This window comes from Halobacillus sp. K22 (genome assembly GCF_052246795.1).
Lineage (GTDB): Bacteria > Bacillota > Bacilli > Bacillales > Halobacillaceae > Halobacillus.
The window spans coordinates 1-20,505 of the sequence record NZ_JBQQCN010000041.1; the positions used below are offsets into that span (position 1 = coordinate 1).

The window sequence follows — 20,505 nt, forward strand, 5'->3', positions numbered from 1 at the left end:
GAACGTATGTTCTTACTTTAGGATATCACGGAAGGGAGAATATTCAAAGGCATTCGCCTTACGGCGACGGCATTCATCTCCCCCTTACCATCGGTCTTCGACACGGCGCTTGAAGAGGGAGTCTTCTGCCGATAAATGATAAAATAAGACAATGGGCAAGAGATAATGGGAATTATTTTTTTTCATTAGGAGCAGCCTTAGACGAATCTTTAAAAGATACAAGCTTTTACAGAGACTATTTATGGAATTTTATCCGTGACCATACTATAAAAAATCAGTTATCAGCTGAGACGGTTTTTCAAATACGTGCTGTCATCGATCCATTACTGGATGCAGCAGTCTACCACTTTAGTTACTCCTACATGTCCTCTTTGCAGCAGTCACTTGAGAGTGCACGAACTTCTTATCTAGCTTTATCGGTCCCTGTGGTTCCTCTTGGTCCTAATACAGGCATTTTACCTTTGCTTGGGATGATAGATTCTGAAAGAGCCCATTATTTAATGGAAGAAACCCTGAACCAGGCAGAGAAACTGCATTTAGAGCATTTGGTAATTGATCTATCGGGTGTTTCAACGATTGATACAATGGTTGCAAGTCAGCTATTTTCAATTATCGAATCATTGCAATTGATAGGTGTGGAGACGATTATTACCGGGATCCGCCCCGAAGTTTCTCATACGATGGTATCGTTAGGTATGAAAGCGAATCACCTTAAAATAAAAGGTACCCTTCAGCAAGCATTAAAGGAATTTAATTTTTAGCTTTATAAAAAAGAGGGACCTTCTCAATCGAGAAGGTCCCTCTTTTATCTACACACCATATAAAGTGGTTTTTTGCTTATTCCACAGCAAAAATATAAGCGTAAATCGGTTGACCGCCTTTATGGATCTCTACTTCAAGATCTTCGAATGTCTCCTCGATATAAGCTTCGAGTTCTGCTACCTCTTTTTCATCCACCTCTTCACCAGAAATGATGGTGAGGATTTCATCTTCATCTTCGTCGATCATTTGGTTAAGAAGTGTCTTTGCTGTGGTGAATTTATCTTTATCCGTAGCTGAGATTTTACCATCGGCTATCCCCATAAAGTGACCTTTTTCGATGGAAAGTCCTTCAATTTGGGTATCTCTGACTGCATACGTAATCTGGCCAGTCTTTACTTCACTCATTAGACTGGTCATTTCCTCTTTGTTTGTATCAAGATCCGCTTCAGGATTATACCCTAGTAATGCACTCATTCCTTGAGGAATCGTTTTTGTAGCGATTACGGCTACTTCTTCTTCTGCCATATCTGCAGCCTGTTGGGCTGCCATAACGATATTCTTATTATTAGGAAGAATAATGATACGCTTAGCGTGCGCCTGTTTAATAGCTTCCGAAATGTCCTGAGTACTTGGATTCATCGTCTGTCCGCCCTGGATGACAACGCTAGCGCCAAGACTTTCAAACAACCGCTTAATTCCATCTCCCATGGAAACTGTTACAATTCCGAACTCCGCTTTTTCTTTAGGCTTCTGAACCTCTTTGTTATCGCCGACAATTGAGGTGTGCTGTTCACGCATATTTTCGATCTTCATATTAATCAAGCTGCCGTATTGCTGACCGAGATTCATGGCTTCACCTGGGTGCTCCACATGGACGTGTACTTTGACTAAGTCTTCATCGGAAACGACCAGGAGTGAATCTCCCATTTGACTTAATGACTGGCGAAATTCTTCTTCGTCAAACGGATTTTCTGCCAGCTTCTTTTCTTCGAATTTCACCATAAACTCTGTACAATAACCGAATTCAATGTCTTCTGTTTTCATGAAATCTTGCGCCAGCTTATGATGTTCGGCACTCACCATATCATCCATTGATACGCTTTGATCTAATTCAGGGAGCTCTTCCCCTCTTAAATTAGCAAGGAAACCTTCGTAAATAGTCAAGAGACCTTGACCGCCGCTATCAACTACCCCGACTTCCTTTAGGACAGGGAGCAGTTCCGGCGTTCCCTTTAATGATTTACGTGCAGCATTCACTACACCTTCAATAAAAGAAATGACCTCTTTTTCATCTTCTGCCAGGGTAGCAGCCGCTTCTGCGGATTCTCTGGCTACAGTAAGAATTGTACCTTCCACAGGCTTCATTACTGCCTTGTAGGCAGTAGTTACTCCGCCCTCAAAAGCCTCAGCCAAATCCTCGGTTGTTAATACTTCCTTTTCTTCAATAGCTTTGGAAAATCCGCGGAAGATTTGAGAAAGAATGACGCCTGAATTACCGCGGGCCCCCATTAAAAGCCCCTTAGCGAAAGCTTTGGAAACTGCCCCGGCATGATTTTCATCTACGTTTTTTACTTCTTCTGCCCCTGAGGTCATAGATAAATTCATATTAGTTCCTGTATCGCCATCCGGGACAGGAAATACATTCAAAGCATCGATCATTTGGGAGTTCTTTTGTAAATTATGAGCTCCTTGTAAGATCATTTCGGCTAATGTTTTGCCGTCTATATTTTGTAACGTCACGCTTGCTTCCTCCTTTGACTACAACGAAAACCTAATCGCTTGTTACGCGAACACCTTGAATGTAAATATTCACAGAGTCCACGGATAAGCCTACCGTTTTATTTAAAGTATATTTTACTTGTGATTGAACGTTATGAGCGACTTCTGAAATCTTCGTCCCATAGCTTACAATGATAAACATATCTATATGAAGACGGTCATCGATTTGTCTGACCACTACACCTCTGGAAAAGTTTTCCTTGCGAAGCATTTCCGATAATCCGTCACGGATTTGGTTTTTGGACGCCATGCCTACAATCCCGTAGCACTCCACGGCTGCCCCTCCTGCAATTGTAGAAATGACATCATTGCTGATGGTAATATGACCATACTGATTATTGAGATCAACGGACATATGAATCCTCCTTTTAAACTCCTCAACTTCATGCCTTTATTATAACACAAGGTAGGCATATGATTAGACATTCACTTTTCTAAATTGTAAGCGATAACCCTATTATACTTTGAAACAAATCAAAGTATCTGTCAAGAGGAAATTCTTGATATAATTCATGCCTCTATATTGCAAACATGGAATGTGTGTGATACATTAATTAAGTATCTGAAGATTTATGTATGTAACAGGAGGGATTATCATATGGCACGTAAAAGTGTAATATCCGGCAAAGGTACAAACACCGGAAACCACCGTTCACACGCAATGAACGCTAATAAACGTAAGTTTAAAGCTAACCTGCAAAAAGTACGTATTCTTGTAGATGGCAAGCCGAAGAAAGTTTATGTAACAGCACGTGAATTGAAGTCTGGTAAACTTACCCGCGTATAATTTCCGGCTTCCTATCAGCGTAAGAGTTTCTTGCGCTCCATGTCGAAGAGGCTCTTCGACCAAAAAAAGCACCCTTTCGGGGTGCTTTTTTTGTTAATCTTTTTTAAAAGTAGTTATGACTGCGCGTACCAGGCCCCCGAGAAACCTTGGGAGTTTGATCGTATAAAATCTCAAAGAGCTCCCTCCTCCTATATCAAGCTAATGCAGATTGCTTGTTTCAGCCTCTATTAGTCAAGTCTTTACTTCTTATTACTAATAGTATGCCTGAACGAAATGAAAAAGTACCTGTATTATGAATCAGACGATTAGAGATACAAAGGGTTGAACCATAAGGCACGTGGGCATTTTGCAGGGGATAATAAAATCCTTGAAGGGTTAGGCCCGTCACTTCAAGGGTCATCGGTAAAAAGGATACATAAGGGAATTCCCCATCCGTTTCCATCGTATGCTCTCCTGCAACTGCTAATTCCACTTGGTTCTGGTGGTCCCTTATTGTACAGCGTACTCCTTTCTTTAATAAAGGGTAAAGCAATTGCAAATTAGCCATTGAGTGATCGATTCTTCCACCCGTCACCCCGAATAATAGAATATGCTCCGGTTTCCAATTAAGTGCCTGATTGATGGCCAGTTCAAGATCTGTTTCATCTTTTTCATTGGGGTACTTCTTAAAGTGCAGGGAATGGTCTTTGATTTCTTTCAAAGTTGCGTGATTCACGGAGTCAAAATCTCCAATGGACACGTCTGGACAAATATTATGTTCAAGAAGAACTTCGGCTCCCTGATCAGCTCCAATCCAAATACGCTCGTCCTCATCAAATGATCTTAAATCAGGAATGTAGGCTTTCGGTCCGCCCCCTACAATCGCTATGGACTTCGTCAAATTGGTCAACCTCCTTACTTAATGAATTGTTATAACCTCCGTAGTGGTTTTAAAGTAAAGCTCCCGTTTCTTTAAGACTCAGTTTCGAGACAATTGGGCCCGTTGCTCTAGATAGAAAGGGGTTGGTGGGGAAATAACTCGCTTTCCTATGGGGGAACGGTGAGCTTCCTCGCTCGTTTCACTCCCTGCGGGATCTCACCTAGTTCCTTCTCCCATGGGAGTCTCGCCATTTCCCCACCAACCCAGCGATATCTGGCGAACGGACCCTTCTATAGGAGATAGAAGCCATTCTGAATCTGCCTCAAAACGCTTATATAACAGGGTTCCTACAGTTATACTTGTTCATTGGAAGGCGTTTATGCAGAGGATTCCGAGCTCTCAATAATTGCAAAGGGGCGGAAGGGAACGGCGAAGACTCCTGCGGGATGAACATGACCGGTGAGATCCCGCAGGGCTGTTAAGCCCAAGGAAGCTCAGCACATGCCCGCGGAAAGTGTTCAAGAGCGGAATCGCCCCGATAGACACGACACGCATAAGCAGGAAATTCAAAAGGGATGCGTTCTTTCGTCCCATTGAAATTCCTGCTTATGACGCGAGTGTCTGGGCGATGCAGCTGGCCGAAATCGTCCCCCGAAGGACTTTCACTCTAACCCAATATCTCGAAACTGAGTCTTCAACTATCCGGCCCTATAGCTTAATAAGATCTTTTTAAAAATCCACAAAACTTTAAAAGAGCGTTCTAAACAAAAAGCCCAAAGGAACTGCCTTCAGGCATTCCTCCAGGCGCATAACACTGCTCAGGTTATCACTTTTCAGCTTTTACGGATTGACGAATGGCTTCAATGGCTTTTCCGCGATCCTCTTCTTTGAAAACGGCGCTGCCGGCCACAAGCACGTCGGCCCCGGATTCAATGCAAACCGGTGCTGTTTCCTCTTTCACACCACCATCAACTTCTATCTCAAAGGAAAGCGACTGCTCTTCACGCCAATCAGCCACCTGCTGGATTTTAGGAATAACAGATTCAATGAATGATTGACCGCCGAATCCAGGATTTACCGTCATAAGAAGCACGAGGTCAACGTCCTGAAGTACAGGTTTGATCGTTTCAGCGGGTGTGGCTGGATTAATAACGACACCAGCCTTGACCCCGAAACTTTTAATCAGCTGCAGGGTCCTGTGTAAGTGGGGACAGGCTTCCTGATGAACCGTAATTATGTCCGCACCGGCTTTTGCAAAAGCTTCAATATAGTGATCAGGATTTTCAATCATTAAGTGGACATCAAGAGGCAGGCTGGTCATAGGACGAATGGCGTCCACGATAAGTGGACCAATCGTTATATTAGGTACAAAATGACCATCCATTACGTCCACATGGATATAGTCAGCGCCGCCTTGTTCAACATCTTTAATTTCTGCTCCCAATTTCGAGAAATCGGAAGCCAAAATGGAAGGAGCTATCTTTGTCATTATTAATACCTCGGCTTTCTGTTTTGTATTTCTTCTAGAAATTGCAAATAATGCTCATAACGCTGCTTCGAAATATTCCCTTCTTCAACCCCGTGTTTCACTGCACACTTTGGCTCTTTGTTGTGCAGACACCCACGAAATTTGCAGTCATCCTGTACTTGGACAAACTCAGGAAAACACTCGGGTAATTGTTCCAGCTGCAAATCACCGAATTCCAGTGAACTGAAACCAGGTGTATCGGCTACAAGACCGCCAGATATGTCATACAATTCCACGTGTCTCGTTGTATGCTTCCCGCGTCCAAGGCTTTTAGAGATTTCGTCTGTATCAATTGAGAGTCTTGGATCAATCGTATTTAAAAGTGAGGATTTCCCAACACCCGACTGTCCGGCAATGACCGTCGTGCGACCAGCCAGATGCGCCCTGATCTGTTCCATGGATTCAGCATCGTTCATTGCGGAAAGTATAACTGGATAACCAACCGACTCATACATTTGCTGGTAGGCTTTCATATCAGTGGTTCTTTCTTCATTTAACTGATCCATTTTAGAGATCACGACAAAAGGTTCAATCCGTTTTGCTTCCACCAGCACAAGAAAACGATCCAATAGTAAAGCGTTAAATTCCGGATTGGCTGCAGACGTCACAATCAGTGCCTGGTCCACATTAGCAATCGGTGGTCTGACAAACTCATTCTTTCGCTTATCAATCGATAATATATACCCTTCATCCTGCTTTTCAGCTTTAAACTCTACAGTATCACCTACGAGCGGACTCACTTTCTTTTTCCTGAAGTTTCCCCGGCCTCTGCATTGATACACATGTCCTTCATAGAGTACATAATAGAAACCGCTCAACGCTTTAATAATTTTACCTACTGGCATTGTTTCACCTTCTTAATACGGAACACTTCCTTCTTCAATGACCTCGTCACCTCTTTGTACTTTATAAGATGCTTCGCTTCCTGGTTGAATCGTTAATGGAATTTCAAATACAGTATCTTCTGTAATAGTTTCCTCTTTAAATACTTCGGATATTTTGTGGTCCATGTCTTCGATATAAATAAGTACTTTTTGCTCCGTCACTTGTGTGCTTTCTTCTTCCCCAGAGCCTTCTTCCGTTTCACCCTCTGACTCAGACTCCGTTTCTTGGGCAAAAGGCACCTCTATCTGAATGGTTTCTGTCCTTGGGGGTTCTTCTTTAGGGCCTAACGAAATCGTAATGGACACGGTAGAACCTTCTTTCACCTGCGTCGCAGCCTCTGGATCTTGAGAAATCACCTCACCTTGAGGGACCTGATCTGAATAATTCTCCGTCAAGTCAACTTTAAGATTTCGCTCGGTCAAATATTTCGTTGCCTCTTCCTCTGTCATTCCTTCTAAAACACCTAGATTAACTCGTGGAGGTCCGCTGCTGACCCTGAAAATCACTCTTGTTTCGTCTGGAATAACTTCTTCCCCAGCCTGTGGCGAGAGCTGAGCTGTAATCTCGCCTTCGGGCTGCTGACTGCTCTCTTTAAATGGAATAATTGTTTCATATCCTTTATCCTTCAGTTCCTGTTCCACTTTTTCATACTTTTCACCCGTATAATCACTAAACTCAGCTGTCTCTCTACCCAGACTTGCATATACAACCACTTCAGACTCTTCCTTGATTATCTTGCCAGGTTCCGGATCTGTATTAATGACCATACCTTCTGACACTTCATCGGAATATTTAGTTTCTCTCGTTACTTCTAAATTCATTTCTCTCAGTTGGCTGTACGCTTCTTCATACTCCATCCCTGATACATCAACCATCTCTACGTTGGCAGGCTGAATAATCCCCGGAATTAGAAATAAGGCAGCAACTCCGCCTAAAAGTGCTATTAAAATCGGAATGAGCCATAATCGCAGACCTTTTTTCTTTTTCTCTTTGTGAGCCGGGGGCTGTGCAGACTCCTCTTTAGCCTGCTTCCGCTCACGCACAGGAGGATTCGAACTGGTCTGACTATGAACGATGGTATTCTCTTCTTCCTGAGCTCCGTAAGTGTCATCGGTAATCACGGGAATAGCTTTCGTTTTCTCATCCTCTTCCTCGGCAGGTGTTTCAAATGCTGGCTCATTTAAGCGTTCCGGCTCCAGACTAGTTTCTAAATCTGCTTCCATATCCACTACCGATTCATAGCGGTGAAAAGGATCTTTAGCCGTTGCTTTCAATACAATATTCTCTACACTTTGTGGTAAATTGTTAATCCATCTTCGGAGCGAAGGTGTCTCATGCTGGAGGTGTTTTAAAGCTATTGATACCGGGGATTCACCAGAAAAAGGGAGTCTGCCGGTTAAAAGTTCAAAAAACACGATTCCTAGCGAATACACATCTGATTTTTTTGTTGCCATTCCCCCGCGTGCTTGCTCAGGGGATAGGTAATGAACGGATCCAAGAACCGAATTGGTCTGGGTAAGGGACGTGGCACTCAGAGCCATGGCAATCCCAAAATCGGTTACCTTTACGTGGCCGTAATGGTCAATCAAGATGTTCTGAGGCTTAATATCACGATGGATAATTTCATTATCGTGGGCATGAGAGATTGCTGATGTAATCTGTCTCATGATATCGACTGCTTCTGCAACGTCGATCGGACTGTGCTTTTGGATATACTGCTTAAGCGTCATGCCGTCTACGTATTCCATGACCATATAATAAATATCTTCTTCTTCGCCTACATCATAGATATTTACTATATTCGAATGAGCTAAACTGGTAGCAGATTGAGCCTCTCTGTGAAATCGCGCAATAAATTCTTCATCGTTTTCATGCTCTAAACGAAGAATCTTGATCGCAACTTCCCTGTCTAAGATGACATCGTGAGCCAAATAGACGTTGGCCATCCCACCGCCGCCTATCATATCCTGAATTTGGTAACGGTCATTAAGGAGACGGTCGTTAAGCATTAATCCGCACCTCTTTTCTCATTGGTGCTGTCATAATGCACAACGGCAAGGGTAATGTTGTCTTCTCCCCCGCGATCATTAGCAAGGTCCACGAGCTCCTGGCAAAATCCCGCCCACTCTCCTTCAAAAGAAGCAAGCGCAGATAATTCTTCATCACTTACTTTATTTGTAAGTCCATCAGTACAGAGAAGCAGCCTGTCCCCAGGCTCAAATTCCAGCGTTCTTGTATCCACTTTAATGTCATACTCGGTTCCCAATGCTTTAAGAAGTACATTTTTACGAGGATGGTGTTCCGCCTGTTCCTCTGTGATCTGTCCAGATCGAACAAGTTCATTAACCAGAGAATGGTCCTCTGTAAGTTGTTTAAATCCATAAGCATTAGCATAGTAACAACGACTGTCTCCAATATGGGCAATCGTTATAAAATCTTCTGTGCAAATAGCCGCTACCACGGTAGTTCCCATACCATGACAGTCTTCATTTTGATTGGCATAAGAGATAATTTCATTATTTACGGCCTGTATTGCATATTTCAGCCATGATTGAGATTCCTCAGGCGTACGAAGCTCTTCTGCTTCCTGCCACTTGCTATGTAGATGAGAAGCTGCTTTCTGACTCGCTACATCTCCTGCACGGTGGCCTCCCATTCCGTCGGCAACTACCGCTAAGATCTGCCCGGAGTCATTTTTAAATACGCCGCCCGCATCTTCATTATGATTTCTTACCCTGCCTTGATCTGTAAGATAACAGCCATTCAATGGACTCACCTCATATTCGGTAAGCTCTGCGGCGCAATAATACGGAAAGCGTTTTATTCATAACTAGCATTCTGCTAACCCTTGCGCTCGAAAAGCCAAAATTGGAAGGAGGGGAACACGCATATCCCCTCCATTTAATTTGATTGTTTGACTAATCTTGTCAAAAAGAATCCATCCGTATCAAAATCCTGCGGAAACAACTGCAGGCCAAATTCGCTTTGACCGTTTGAACCTTTCGTAACTTCAGGAAGATCATTGAAGAATTCGTGATCGACCGAAAATTCAGGATGTTGTTTTAGAAAATGCTGGACCGCTTCTTCATTTTCATGACGGTCTACGGTGCATGTACTATATACCATTTTACCACCTTCTTTAAGAAGAGGGGCTACTCGATCCAGCAATTCTTCCTGTATTTTTCTTAGTGAAAATACATCTTCAACTTTTTTATGATACTTAATATCCGGTTTTCCTCGCAGCACGCCTAGCCCAGAGCAAGGGGCATCCAGTAAAATTCGATCAAATGTAGCTTTCTCATGCTTTTCAGCCAGATTTCTCGAATCCGCTTGACTTGCCTGAATAGAAGTCAATTGCAGCTGCTCAGCTTTCTTACTTACCAGTTTAGCCTTTTTAGCATGTAAATCATACGCTACAATTTCGCCTTGATCTTCGATTTTCTCGGCTATATGAGTAGTTTTTCCACCTGGTGCACTGCAAGCATCAAGGATGGTCATTCCTTTTTCAAGATCCATCATCTCTGCTACAAGCATAGAACTCTGATCCTGAATAGTTACTTTTCCCTCTATAAACAGGGGATGCTTCAGCAGCTGGCCTTCACTGACCACCATACCCTGTGGAGAGAGAAAACTTTCCTCCACTTGGAAGCCATCTTCTCTTAACCGCTCCATAGCTTCTAATCGTGAAATTCGAAGCGGCTGCACGCGAATGGATAGGGGCAGATGCTGCATGTTGGCGCGGCACATATCTTCCGTAATGCTCGTGCCATATTGATCCATCCAGCGCTTGACGAGCCACTTAGGGTGACTCGTTTCAATCGCCAGTCGTTCCACTGGATCCTCAATTTCATCCAAGCTGCGTAAGCCTTTGCGCTGAACGCTTCTCAGCACTCCGTTTGTAAAAGAAGAAATCCCTTTATGGCCGCGCCTCTTTGAAATTTCAACTGCTTCATGAATAATGGCATGGTCTGGAACGCGTTCGAGAAACTCCATTTGATAGACGGACATGTACAACAACCATCGTACCCACGGTTTAATTTTCTTCTGCTTAGCTATAAAAGGCTGAATATAATAGTCAATTAAGTCTCTGCGCTGCAGGGTTCCATACACGATTTCAGTAAGAAGAGCTCCGTCCTGGCGGGACAAGTCCTGTTTTGTAATCTCACGATCCAACAGCACGTGACTGAACCCGCCTTGGTCGCCAATCCGGGTTAATAAATCAAGCGCTGTTTCTCTCAATACATATTTACTCATCCTGCTCCCCCAGACGTTCGCCTTCTGTAAGTGATTGACCGGTTCCGTTAATGAAGGCACGGCCGTCCATTCGTTTTTTACCAGAAGGCTGCAGGTCAACAACTTTAACAGCCTTTCCATCCCCTGTCTGAACAAGGAAGCCGTCCTCTGCAAACCCAACAACGGTTCCGGGCTCCTGATTAAAAGTACCGTTCACTTTTTCCGTCCACCATATTTTCAGGGGCTTTCCATTCCATGTGGTATAAGCTACCGGCCAAGGGTGAAGGCCGCGGACGTGATTGTAAACCTCCTGTTGATCCTTTTGCCAATCTATACGCTCTTGTTCACGCTTAATGTTTCCAGCAAAAGTCGCCTGGGAATGATCCTGCGGTTCTGGTGTGATGGACCCTTCCAGTAAAGAAGGAAGCGTCTGCATCAGTAAATCAGCTCCGGCCACGGAAAGCTTGTCATGAAGGGTGCCTACATGATCATCATCGTCAATAGGAACCGTCGTTTTAGCAAGCATGTCGCCTGCATCAAGCTTCTTCACCATATACATGATTGTAACGCCGGTTTCCTTTTTCCCTTCAAGAATAGAGTAATGAATGGGAGCTCCTCCGCGAAATTCAGGCAATAACGAGGCATGAACGTTAATACAGCCATATTTAGGCGCCTTCAACAGGTCTTCAGTAAGTATCTGTCCGAAAGCAGCCGTAATGATGAGATCAGGTTCATACTTTAAAACTTCCTCATACTCATTCTTAATCTTTTCCGGCTGGAAAACAGGAATGCCGTGCTTCTCAGCTGCCACTTTAACAGGCGGAGGGGTCATTATTTTTTTTCTGCCTTTCGGTCGATCGGGCTGAGTCACAGCGAGAACAACATTATATTGATCTTCCATCAGCCGGTCCAACACCGGCACGGCGAAATCAGGGGTCCCCATAAATGCAATGCGTGTCATCAAACAAATCTCCTTTCCTACATCAACTGGTACGGTTGAAAATCGACCACGATCTGCAGTCCATTTTCCTGTTTCATTTCATCTTCGTAGTAGTGCAAAATCCGTTCTACGAGCTTTCGCTGCTCTGGTTCCTTCTTGTATTTTACCATGCATTGATAGCGATATCTATTATTGATCCGAGTGAGCGCTGAAGGTGTCGGACCAAGCACCATAGATTGATCGGACAACTTCTGCTGCATAAACTGCACAATCTTTTGTGTAACCTCCTGAACCTTCAGCTGATTAGGATGGGAAACCGTAAATAAAGTCAGAAAGTAATAAGGCGGATAATTAAAAGCTTTCCTGAGTTTCATCTCTTCATGGAAAAACTGCTCGTATTCATACTGACTGGCAAGCTCCACACTGTAATGCTCTGGCGTATAAGTCTGAATAATGACTTCCCCCGGTTTCTCATGACGTCCAGCTCGCCCGCTCACCTGAGTAATCAGCTGGAAGGTTTTTTCAGAAGCTCGGAAATCAGGAAGGTTAAGCAAAGCATCTGCTGCCAGCACCCCAACCAGCGTCACATTACCAAAATCCAGGCCTTTAGCAATCATCTGGGTGCCAAGCAGTATGTCGGCTTTTTTATCACCAAATTGATTCAGGAGTTTTTCATGGGCGCCTTTCCTTCGTGTCGTATCTACATCCATCCTGATCACTTCAGCTTCCGGTATAAGCTGCTGCAGGACTTCTTCCACTTTCTGTGTCCCTGTTCCAAAATAACGGATGGTTTTACTTTCACATTCAGGGCACTCCGTTGGCATCGGCTCTTCATGGGAACAGTAGTGGCACTTCAAACGGTTTTGGTTCTTATGATACGTAAGTGCAATATCGCAATGCGGGCATTCCATGACATGACCGCAGTCCCGGCACATGACAAAGGTGGAATAGCCTCTTCGATTGAGGAACAAAACAACCTGTTCCTTACGTGCAAGCCGCTCCTCAATTTTTTCCTTCAAGACTCTTGAAAACATCGATCGGTTACCTTCATGAAGTTCCTCACGCATATCCACAAGTTCTACTGCAGGCATCACAGCATTATTCATCCGTTTGGATAACGTTAGTAAATTATAGTTGCCTTTAGCTGCGCGTGCATAACTTTCAAGCGCAGGGGTGGCACTCCCCAGTACAACCGGGCACCCGTGGCGAATGGCTCGCTCGATCGCCACATCTCTTGCATGGTAACGTGTCCGGTCCTCCTGCTTATAGCTGTTTTCATGTTCTTCATCGATAATAATGATTCCAATATTTGAAAAGGGAGCAAAAATGGCCGAGCGTGCACCTACAACCACCTGAACTTCTTTACGCTGAATTTTCCGCCATTCATCATATTTCTCACCAGCAGAAAGCGCACTGTGAAGCACGGCAACTTTTGATCCAAAACGACCTTTAAACCGTTCAACCATCTGCGGAGTTAAGGCAATTTCAGGGACGAGCATGATCGCCTCTTTCCCGTTATCAATGACCTGCTGGATAGATTGTAAGTACACTTCTGTCTTACCGCTTCCAGTTACGCCGTGAAGCAGAAATACTTCATGCTGTTTTTGTTCTATGGATGACAATATTGGTTCAATAGCCTGGGATTGTTCCTCCGTAAGTGGAAATGGTTCAGTCCGTTCAAAGTTGCGATTTTCATAAGGGTCTCTGAAAACTTCCTGCTCATATTCCCGAATGACTCCCTGTTTCAGCAGAGGTTTAACTGAAGCTGGAGTGGTCGACAGAGTCTCAAGGAGTTGCTTTTTCGGAACTGGTTCTTTATGATCCATAAAATATTCAACTATTGCCCGCTGCTTTTTAGCCTGTTTGGATAAGTCCACAAGCACCTCTTCAAGCTGCATGGGATCCATCTGCGGCTCCAGCATGGTTGTGACTTTTTTTGTTTCCCGGCTTTTAACTTCATAATGAACATCCACTTCCCCTTCATCTATATGCTTCCGGAGCATTTTGTAGCTGAGATTGGATTGTTCAAACTCTTCATAGTCAATTACGGCTCTTCCATCAAATAATGGATCAAAATCCGATTGCAGCTCTTCATCTGTCAGCTTCCAGAGCTCTTTTCTGTATTTTGCTTTCATTACTTGGGGCAGCATGACCTGCAAACAGGATATATAGTAACTAAGCGTCATTCTCGACAGCCATTTTCCAAGCTCTAACAGTTCTTCTGTAAGTGCCGGTGTTACGTCCAGGACATCGATAATATTTTTGATTTTTGAAAAGTCACTGTCCTCTGACAGAGATACGACATACCCCATGATTTTCCGGGGTCCAAAAGGGATAATCACCCTGACTCCCGGCTGGACTATTCCTTCGAATTTCTCGGGTATTCCGTAGTCGAAAGGGCGATTCGTATTTTGTGATGGAACATCAACAATCACGTTGGCAATGGTCACGAAGATTCACCCTTCATATCTAGTGCAGACTCCTCAAGGATCTTACGGGCCAGCTCGTCCTTAGACATTAACGAATAGGTATTTTCTTTCCCTGTTCTTGAAATCATGAGGGAAGCGTTTGTATCATGACCGAAACCAGAACCTTCTTCAGCCACGTTATTGATCACAATCGCATCGAGATTCTTTTTCTCAAGCTTTTGTCTTCCGTATGCCTCAAGGTCATTAGTCTCCGCCGCAAAACCGATTAAATACTGGTGCTCTTTCTGCCGGCCAAGCTCTTGCAAAATGTCCTTCGTTCGTTCCATTTCCACAGCATAATCCCCAGGTGATTTTTTCATTTTATGCTCGTAAGTCACCTTCGGCTTGTAATCCGCAACCGCTGCAGATTTAATGACGATATCCTGATGAGGGTATTCCCTTAAGACAGCCTGATACATATCCTCAGCGGTTACAACGTCAATTCGTTTTACGCCTCGCGGGGTATCTAATTGGACCGGGCCAGCTATAAGTGTAACCTCAGCTCCCATAAGCGCAGCCTGACGGGCCAAGGCAAACCCCATCTTTCCAGTCGACGGGTTGGTGAAATAGCGGACTGGGTCGATATTTTCTCGTGTAGGCCCAGCTGTGATAAGGACTCTTTTTCCTTTAAGAGTTGTTGTTTTTTTGAATTCGTTTTCCAATACCTGTACGATGCTTTCTGGTTCTTCTAAACGTCCTTTACCTACATAGCCGCATGCCAAATATCCTTCGCCGGGTTCTATAAAGCGAAAACCCCATTCATCCAGCTGCTTCAAATTAGTTATTACCGCAGGATGGCTGTACATATGCACATTCATCGCGGGTGCTATATAGACAGGGGCTTCTGTCGCAAGCAAAGTGGTGGAAAGCATGTCGTCCGCAATTCCACCAGCTAGTTTTCCAATAATATTTGCCGTCGCCGGGGCGAGCAAAAATAAGTCTGCCCAGTCTGCCAGGTCGATGTGCTGGATTTGAGTCGGGTCGACTTCTTTAAATGTGTCGGTATAAACCGGTCGTCTGGATAAGGCCTGAAAGGTATTCGATCCTACAAAATAGTGAGCGCTCTCCGTCATGATCACTCTCACCTCAGCTCCAGCCTGGGCCAGCTTACTTGTAAGCGCAGCTGCTTTATACGCTGCAATTCCTCCAGATACTCCTAAGACAATCTTCTTACCTTCTAACATAGGTCCAACCTCCTCCGTTCCTGTAAAGGATAGGAAAAGCCGCGCTATGACAACCAGGAAGCGCGGCTTTTTCTACAAATTATTCAAGAAGCTCATAGCTTTATGTGGTTTCTGTACGGGACTGTATTTCGTCGGAATACGTGTAGTCGAGTTTACCATCACGAATTTCTTCCAATGCCACACCTACGTGCTGATGAGATGTTGGTTTATCCACCATTGGAGCACTGCCCTGCTTCAGTTCACGGGCTCTTCTTGCTGATAAGGTTACCAGTGTGTACTTGGATTTGATTTGTTTCTGTAAAGAATCAATGGACGGTTCTAACATCATAATTTATTCATCCTCCAATGCTTTTTTGTACTGATGAGCTACTCGCTCGCGTTTACAATGTTCGCTTGCAACAATGGATTGTACTTTCGTAACCGCATTGTCGATTTCATCATTAACGACGACATAGTCGTAAGCGTCCATCATATCAATTTCTTCTTTCGCCGCATGTAAGCGGTTCTTCACTTTATCTTCCGTTTCTGTGCCACGGTTCACAATTCTGTCTTTTAATTCCTCCAGGGAAGGTGGAATTAAAAATATGAATACACCTTGCGGAAAATTCTCGCGGACTTTAAGGGCGCCCTGTACTTCAATTTCTAAAAAAACATCCTTGCCCTCGTTCAACGTCTTTTCCACATACTGACGCGGTGTTCCATAGTAGTTGCCTACGTACTCCGCATGCTCAATCAGCTGACCCTCACTGATCAGTTTTTCGAACTCTTCTCTTGACTTAAAGAAATAATCAATCCCGTCTACTTCCCCTTCCCGGGGGTTGCGGGTCGTCATAGAGATGGAATAACGAAGGTCGGTGGATTGATCGAACAGTGCTTTTCTTACTGTTCCTTTTCCTACACCCGAGGGGCCGGAAAGTATAAATAAAATTCCCTTCTCATCTATCACTGCAAAAGTCCTCCTAGTTCTCGTCGGAAATCTCGTCGCTGCTGATTACACGCTGACCTACCGTCTCCGGCTGTACAGCTGACAGGACAACATGATCACTGTCAGTAATGATAACGGCGCGTGTACGACGACCGTATGTAGCATCTACTAATTTATTATTGTCACGCGCAACCGTAATAATACGTTTAATAGGTGCAGACTCCGGTGACACGATAGAAATGATACGGTTGGCGGATACTACGTTACCAAAACCGATATTGATTAATCTTAGACTCAAAGCTGACTCCTCCTTCTTTTGACCAGGACAAAATAATCATTACCTCTATTATAAGAAAAAACTAGTCATAAACACAATTACTATTCAACATTTTGTACTTGTTCTTTCATTTTCTCAATTTCACTCTTTAATTCAATAACCCACTCCGTCACTTTTGAATCATTGGATTTCGATCCGATGGTATTTACTTCGCGATGCATCTCCTGAACAATAAAATCAAGACGCCTTCCAACAGATCCACTCTGCTCAAGTGTCTTGCTAAATTGAAAAATATGAGAATGCAGCCTTGTAAACTCCTCCGTAACATCTCCTTTTTCAGCTAAGAGACCCACTTCCTGGAGGATACGCGCATCTTCCGGCTGAATTTCTTCCTTGACGTAATCTTCAATTCTAGTACGAATCCTGTCTTTGTATTCTTTAACGACGATTGGACGCCGGGATTCAAGCTTTTCAAGAAGATGACTTACGCTTGATACGCGGGCTTGAAGATCTTCCTTAAGCCTCTTCCCTTCGTTCTCCCGCATAACAATTAACTGATCGACAGCCTGTTCCAAAGTAAATAAAAGTGATTGTTGGAGTTCGTTTGTGTCATTCTCCATTTCCTCGGTAAAGAAAACATCGTCTAACTTGGATACCATATCAATAGATATATCCCCCGTCAAATCGTACCGTTCCTTTACTTCCTGCAGTCTGTTTATGTATTGATCAAGGACATTCCAATCTACAGACACTCTCTTTTCAAATAGACCCTGACCCTCCAGGGAAATAAAGAGGTCCACACGCCCACGCTCTAATTTATCCCTGACGATTTTTTTTAGTTTTTCCTCTAAAAAAAGCAGGGTTCTTGGCATTTTGGGGGAAATGTCCAAATATCTATGATTGACCGAACGTAACTCGATCAAAACCCTGGATCCTCCTACTTCTGCGGAGCTCTTTCCATACCCTGTCATACTATTAACCATGATCCATCACCTTTAAATTAGTTATTTAATCCTATTTTAGCAAAAGGGGGGCTTCAAACGCGAATCATTGACCTAAAGTCTGACTTATAAGAGAATCGCATAAGCAGTAATATTCCCAGCCTATGGTCGTGTAGAGGCGGACAAAACATGCTATACTGTCAACATTAGAGAGGTGAAGACAATGTCTTTTGACGGAATTGTAACCCGGGCGATCACCCATGAACTTGAGGAAACGATCCAGTCCGGCAGAATTATGAAAATCTATCAACCTACGGATACAGAACTTGTATTTACGGTTCGCGCACAGCGTAAAAATCATTCTTTATTATTATCAGCTCATCCGAGCTATGCACGCTTTCATTTAACAAAAGATGATTATAATAATCCTAAAGAACCGCCGATGCTTTGCATGCTTCTTCGTAAGCATCTGGTTGGTGGATTCATTGAAAGCATCGAACAAGTCAGCATGGAGCGGATTGTAAAATTCCAGGTGCGGACTCGTAATGAAGTTGGCGATGAAACACTGAAGACTCTAATCATTGAAGTCATGGGCAAGCACTCCAACATCCTGTTAATTGACGAGGATAAGGGACACATTCTTGACAGCATCAAGCATCTTCCCCCTTCCCAGAACCGGCACCGCACCATCATGCCCGGCCAGCCTTATAAACTGCCGCCGGAGCAAGGGAAGATAAGCCCTCTTGACTTAGAACCAGATGCGCTGCTAAGAAAGCTTGACTTTAATGCTGGAAAAATTGATCAGCAAATCCTAAGAACTGTGATGGGCTTTTCCCCTATGATCACAAAGGAAATTGCCCACCAGGCAAAACTTGGGGGACGAAGCGCCTATGCCCAAGCCTATGGGGATGTGCGGGAGCGTATCCTGAACCATGACTACGAGCCCCGCGTTCACTTAGCGGATCGGGAACAGTTCTATGTCTTTCCCCTTCACTCCTTCTCAGAGAAAGTAGAGGCGTATGATACGGTCAGCGGAATGCTTGACGGCTATTATTCAGGAAAAGCAGAAAGGGACCGTGTGAAGCAGCAGGCCGGAGACCTTTACCGTTTCCTGAAAAATGAACGTGACAAAAATAAACGGAAAATTAAAAAGCACGAGCAGACTTTAAAACGTTCAGAATCTGCGGATGAATACCAGCGTCTGGGTGAATTATTAACGGCCCATATGCATATGGTGCAAACCGGAGACGCCGAAGTAACTGTAGTAGACTACTATGATCCGGAGCAGTCAGAGCTAACCATTGAACTGAATCCAAATAAATCACCGAGTGAGAATGCTCAAAACTATTTTCAGACCTATCAGAAGCTGAAAAAATCCAAACAGGTCGTTCAACAGGAAGTGAAAAAAGCAGAAGAAGAAATTCACTATTTCGAGCGGCTAATTCAACAGGTAGAAACAGCACGTGAGCAGGATATCGAAGAAATCAGGGATGAACTGAGAGAACAAGGTTATATGAAAAAGAAACCTTCCTATCACGGCAAGAAAAAGAATAAACCTCAGAAACCGGCGCCTGAAAGCTTCTTATCAAGTGATGGTACGTTGATTTATGTCGGTAGAAACAATAAGCAGAACGAATATTTAACCAATCGTATGGCTAACAAATCTGATATATGGCTGCACGCGAAGGATATCCCAGGCTCTCACGTAGTCATTCGTAATGATGATCCGAGCGAAGATACTCTGCTTGAAGCAGCTCAGCTGGCAGCTAATTTCAGTAAATCAAGCCAGTCTTCTTCTGTTCCTGTGGACTACACTCAAATCAAGCATGTCAAAAAGCCGTCTGGCGCAAAACCTGGCTTTGTCACCTATGACCATCAACAGACGCTTTTCGTTACACCTGAAGCCTCCTTTGTTAGAGAATTGAGGCGGGCAGCTAAAGAGAAAAGCAAAGAAAGTTAAATGGGGTAATTTGCCTTGTTTATAGCTGAAAATGGGATAGCACTCCGTTGCTCTCTCTGAGACTCTATGAAAGAATCTATATAAAAAATAAGCGATATCTAAAAAACATCAACGCTAATAATAACCAAGGGTGCCTGAGTTTAACTCGGCACCCTTGGTTTGTTTTAAAGTTGGTATAAGCCGTTACTGCTGCCTAAACCTCCATTAAAAGGCAGATAAAAAAGCCTGCAAAAAACTTGGTTTTCTACAAGCCCATACTTACATAAGACAGCTATGAACATGGTATTCCAATGAGGATACTGTCCTGCAAAACTATGTATTTGACTCTCCAAACCCCCATGTCGACCTTACAGCAAAGCTCCCGTTACTGTAAGACTTGATCTTGAGATGTTGGTTATGAGGAAGGTCCTTCGGGGGACGATTTCGCTTTCCGGCCCTGCACGACGCAGGGTCGTTCGACGTTGCCACACGACGTGGCGTTCTTAGTCGAACTTCTTCTGTGGTAAGCTTCCTCAGGCTCCGCCTTCCGGGATCTTACCGATCATGTTCATCCCACAGGAGTCTCGCCATTTCCAAGCCCCCATTCCGGTGGATGGATGGATAACGAAACCATCTTTGCATGAGCTTGAACTACCCCCACTTACTCGCTGACACTCCTTGAAGTTGGGGGATTCCTAAGAGCACGAACCTAACGGTCCGTTCAAATGATTAGGCTAACCCCGTCGCACCGACGGTTGGAAGGATTCTTTGAATCTCCTTCAATATATTGAAGCTCGCATTTAGGTCGCGGTCGTGGTGGTAGCCGCAATCTGGGCAATCCCACGTTCGACCAGCGAGATTCTTTACCTCCCTGTTTTGGTATCCGCACTTGGAACACAGCTGTGAACTCGCAAAAACTTTCGATACGGGTACCAACTGCTTCCCGTACCACTTTGCTTTGTATTCGAGCATAGACGTGAACATCGACCAGCTCACAT

20 protein-coding genes are annotated in these 20,505 nt (G+C 44.0%); 3 read left to right on the forward strand and 17 right to left on the reverse strand.

Features of this window, described 5'->3' with window-relative positions; translation table 11 throughout:
• Positions 1–362 precede the first annotated feature (362 nt).
• The gene (locus ACTWPM_RS19715) at positions 363–761 is read left to right on the forward strand and encodes an STAS domain-containing protein (protein WP_443134688.1); all 399 of its coding nucleotides are present in this window, start codon (positions 363–365) and stop codon (positions 759–761) included.
• Between the two features lie 76 nt (positions 762–837).
• Here the strand turns inward: ACTWPM_RS19715 and ACTWPM_RS19720 are convergent, their stop codons facing one another.
• Positions 838–2,502: a DAK2 domain-containing protein gene (locus tag ACTWPM_RS19720; RefSeq protein ID WP_443134689.1), complete on the reverse strand. Its 1,665-nt coding sequence runs from the start codon at positions 2,500–2,502 to the stop codon at positions 838–840.
• Positions 2,503–2,533: 31 nt separating this feature from the next.
• Positions 2,534–2,896, reverse strand: coding sequence for an Asp23/Gls24 family envelope stress response protein (locus ACTWPM_RS19725; RefSeq protein WP_443134690.1), 363 nt, complete (start codon positions 2,894–2,896; stop codon positions 2,534–2,536).
• A gap of 243 nt (positions 2,897–3,139) precedes the next feature.
• Here ACTWPM_RS19725 and rpmB point away from each other — a divergent pair, with 243 nt between their 5' ends.
• Complete coding sequence (gene rpmB, locus ACTWPM_RS19730; protein WP_014643160.1) at positions 3,140–3,328, forward strand: 50S ribosomal protein L28; 189 nt, start codon at positions 3,140–3,142, stop codon at positions 3,326–3,328.
• 93 nt (positions 3,329–3,421) lie between these two features.
• On the opposite strand, the gene spoVM is transcribed toward rpmB, so the two are convergent.
• The 14 genes from spoVM to ACTWPM_RS19800 form a co-directional block, all read right to left on the reverse strand.
• Entirely contained in the window at positions 3,422–3,502 is an 81-nt protein-coding gene (spoVM, locus tag ACTWPM_RS19735) for a stage V sporulation protein SpoVM (protein WP_139205836.1), read from the reverse strand.
• Between the two features lie 43 nt (positions 3,503–3,545).
• Complete coding sequence (locus tag ACTWPM_RS19740) at positions 3,546–4,208, reverse strand: thiamine diphosphokinase (protein WP_443134691.1); 663 nt, start codon at positions 4,206–4,208, stop codon at positions 3,546–3,548.
• 805 nt (positions 4,209–5,013) lie between these two features.
• Positions 5,014–5,676: a ribulose-phosphate 3-epimerase gene (gene rpe / locus ACTWPM_RS19745; protein WP_443134692.1), complete on the reverse strand. Its 663-nt coding sequence runs from the start codon at positions 5,674–5,676 to the stop codon at positions 5,014–5,016.
• 2 nt (positions 5,677–5,678) lie between these two features.
• Entirely contained in the window at positions 5,679–6,560 is an 882-nt protein-coding gene (rsgA, locus tag ACTWPM_RS19750; protein WP_443134693.1) for a ribosome small subunit-dependent GTPase A, read from the reverse strand.
• Positions 6,561–6,572: 12 nt separating this feature from the next.
• Positions 6,573–8,609, reverse strand: coding sequence for a Stk1 family PASTA domain-containing Ser/Thr kinase (gene pknB, locus ACTWPM_RS19755; RefSeq protein WP_443134694.1), 2,037 nt, complete (start codon positions 8,607–8,609; stop codon positions 6,573–6,575).
• Complete coding sequence (locus ACTWPM_RS19760; protein ID WP_443134695.1) at positions 8,609–9,367, reverse strand: Stp1/IreP family PP2C-type Ser/Thr phosphatase; 759 nt, start codon at positions 9,365–9,367, stop codon at positions 8,609–8,611. The genes pknB and ACTWPM_RS19760 overlap by 1 nt, the downstream gene beginning before the upstream one ends.
• Positions 9,368–9,501: 134 nt before the next feature.
• A complete protein-coding gene (gene rsmB, locus ACTWPM_RS19765; RefSeq protein WP_443134696.1) occupies positions 9,502–10,854 on the reverse strand; it encodes a 16S rRNA (cytosine(967)-C(5))-methyltransferase RsmB in 1,353 nt (450 codons plus the stop codon).
• Positions 10,847–11,794 carry a methionyl-tRNA formyltransferase gene (fmt, locus tag ACTWPM_RS19770; protein ID WP_443134697.1) on the reverse strand — a complete coding sequence of 316 codons (948 nt, stop codon included), beginning with the start codon at positions 11,792–11,794 and terminating at the stop codon, positions 10,847–10,849. The genes rsmB and fmt overlap by 8 nt, the downstream gene beginning before the upstream one ends.
• Positions 11,795–11,811: 17 nt before the next feature.
• Complete coding sequence (gene priA / locus ACTWPM_RS19775) at positions 11,812–14,223, reverse strand: primosomal protein N' (protein ID WP_443134698.1); 2,412 nt, start codon at positions 14,221–14,223, stop codon at positions 11,812–11,814.
• On the reverse strand, positions 14,220–15,425 hold the full coding sequence (coaBC, locus tag ACTWPM_RS19780) for a bifunctional phosphopantothenoylcysteine decarboxylase/phosphopantothenate--cysteine ligase CoaBC (RefSeq protein ID WP_443134699.1): 1,206 nt from the start codon (positions 15,423–15,425) through the stop codon (positions 14,220–14,222). The genes priA and coaBC overlap by 4 nt, the downstream gene beginning before the upstream one ends.
• 100 nt (positions 15,426–15,525) lie before the next feature.
• Complete coding sequence (gene rpoZ, locus ACTWPM_RS19785; RefSeq protein ID WP_014643150.1) at positions 15,526–15,753, reverse strand: DNA-directed RNA polymerase subunit omega; 228 nt, start codon at positions 15,751–15,753, stop codon at positions 15,526–15,528.
• Positions 15,754–15,756: 3 nt separating this feature from the next.
• On the reverse strand, positions 15,757–16,371 hold the full coding sequence (gene gmk / locus ACTWPM_RS19790) for a guanylate kinase (RefSeq protein ID WP_443134700.1): 615 nt from the start codon (positions 16,369–16,371) through the stop codon (positions 15,757–15,759).
• A 13-nt stretch (positions 16,372–16,384) separates the two neighbouring features.
• Complete coding sequence (gene remA / locus ACTWPM_RS19795) at positions 16,385–16,648, reverse strand: extracellular matrix/biofilm regulator RemA (RefSeq protein ID WP_014643148.1); 264 nt, start codon at positions 16,646–16,648, stop codon at positions 16,385–16,387.
• Between the two features lie 80 nt (positions 16,649–16,728).
• Positions 16,729–17,610, reverse strand: a complete 882-nt coding sequence (locus ACTWPM_RS19800) for a YicC/YloC family endoribonuclease (protein ID WP_443134701.1) — start codon at positions 17,608–17,610, stop codon at positions 16,729–16,731.
• Positions 17,611–17,791: 181 nt separating this feature from the next.
• Here ACTWPM_RS19800 and ACTWPM_RS19805 point away from each other — a divergent pair, with 181 nt between their 5' ends.
• On the forward strand, positions 17,792–19,528 hold the full coding sequence (locus tag ACTWPM_RS19805; protein ID WP_443134702.1) for an Rqc2 family fibronectin-binding protein: 1,737 nt from the start codon (positions 17,792–17,794) through the stop codon (positions 19,526–19,528).
• 708 nt (positions 19,529–20,236) lie between these two features.
• On the opposite strand, the gene ACTWPM_RS19810 is transcribed toward ACTWPM_RS19805, so the two are convergent.
• The coding region (locus ACTWPM_RS19810; protein WP_443134703.1) for a zinc ribbon domain-containing protein at positions 20,237–20,505 on the reverse strand (269 nt) is incomplete at its 5' end.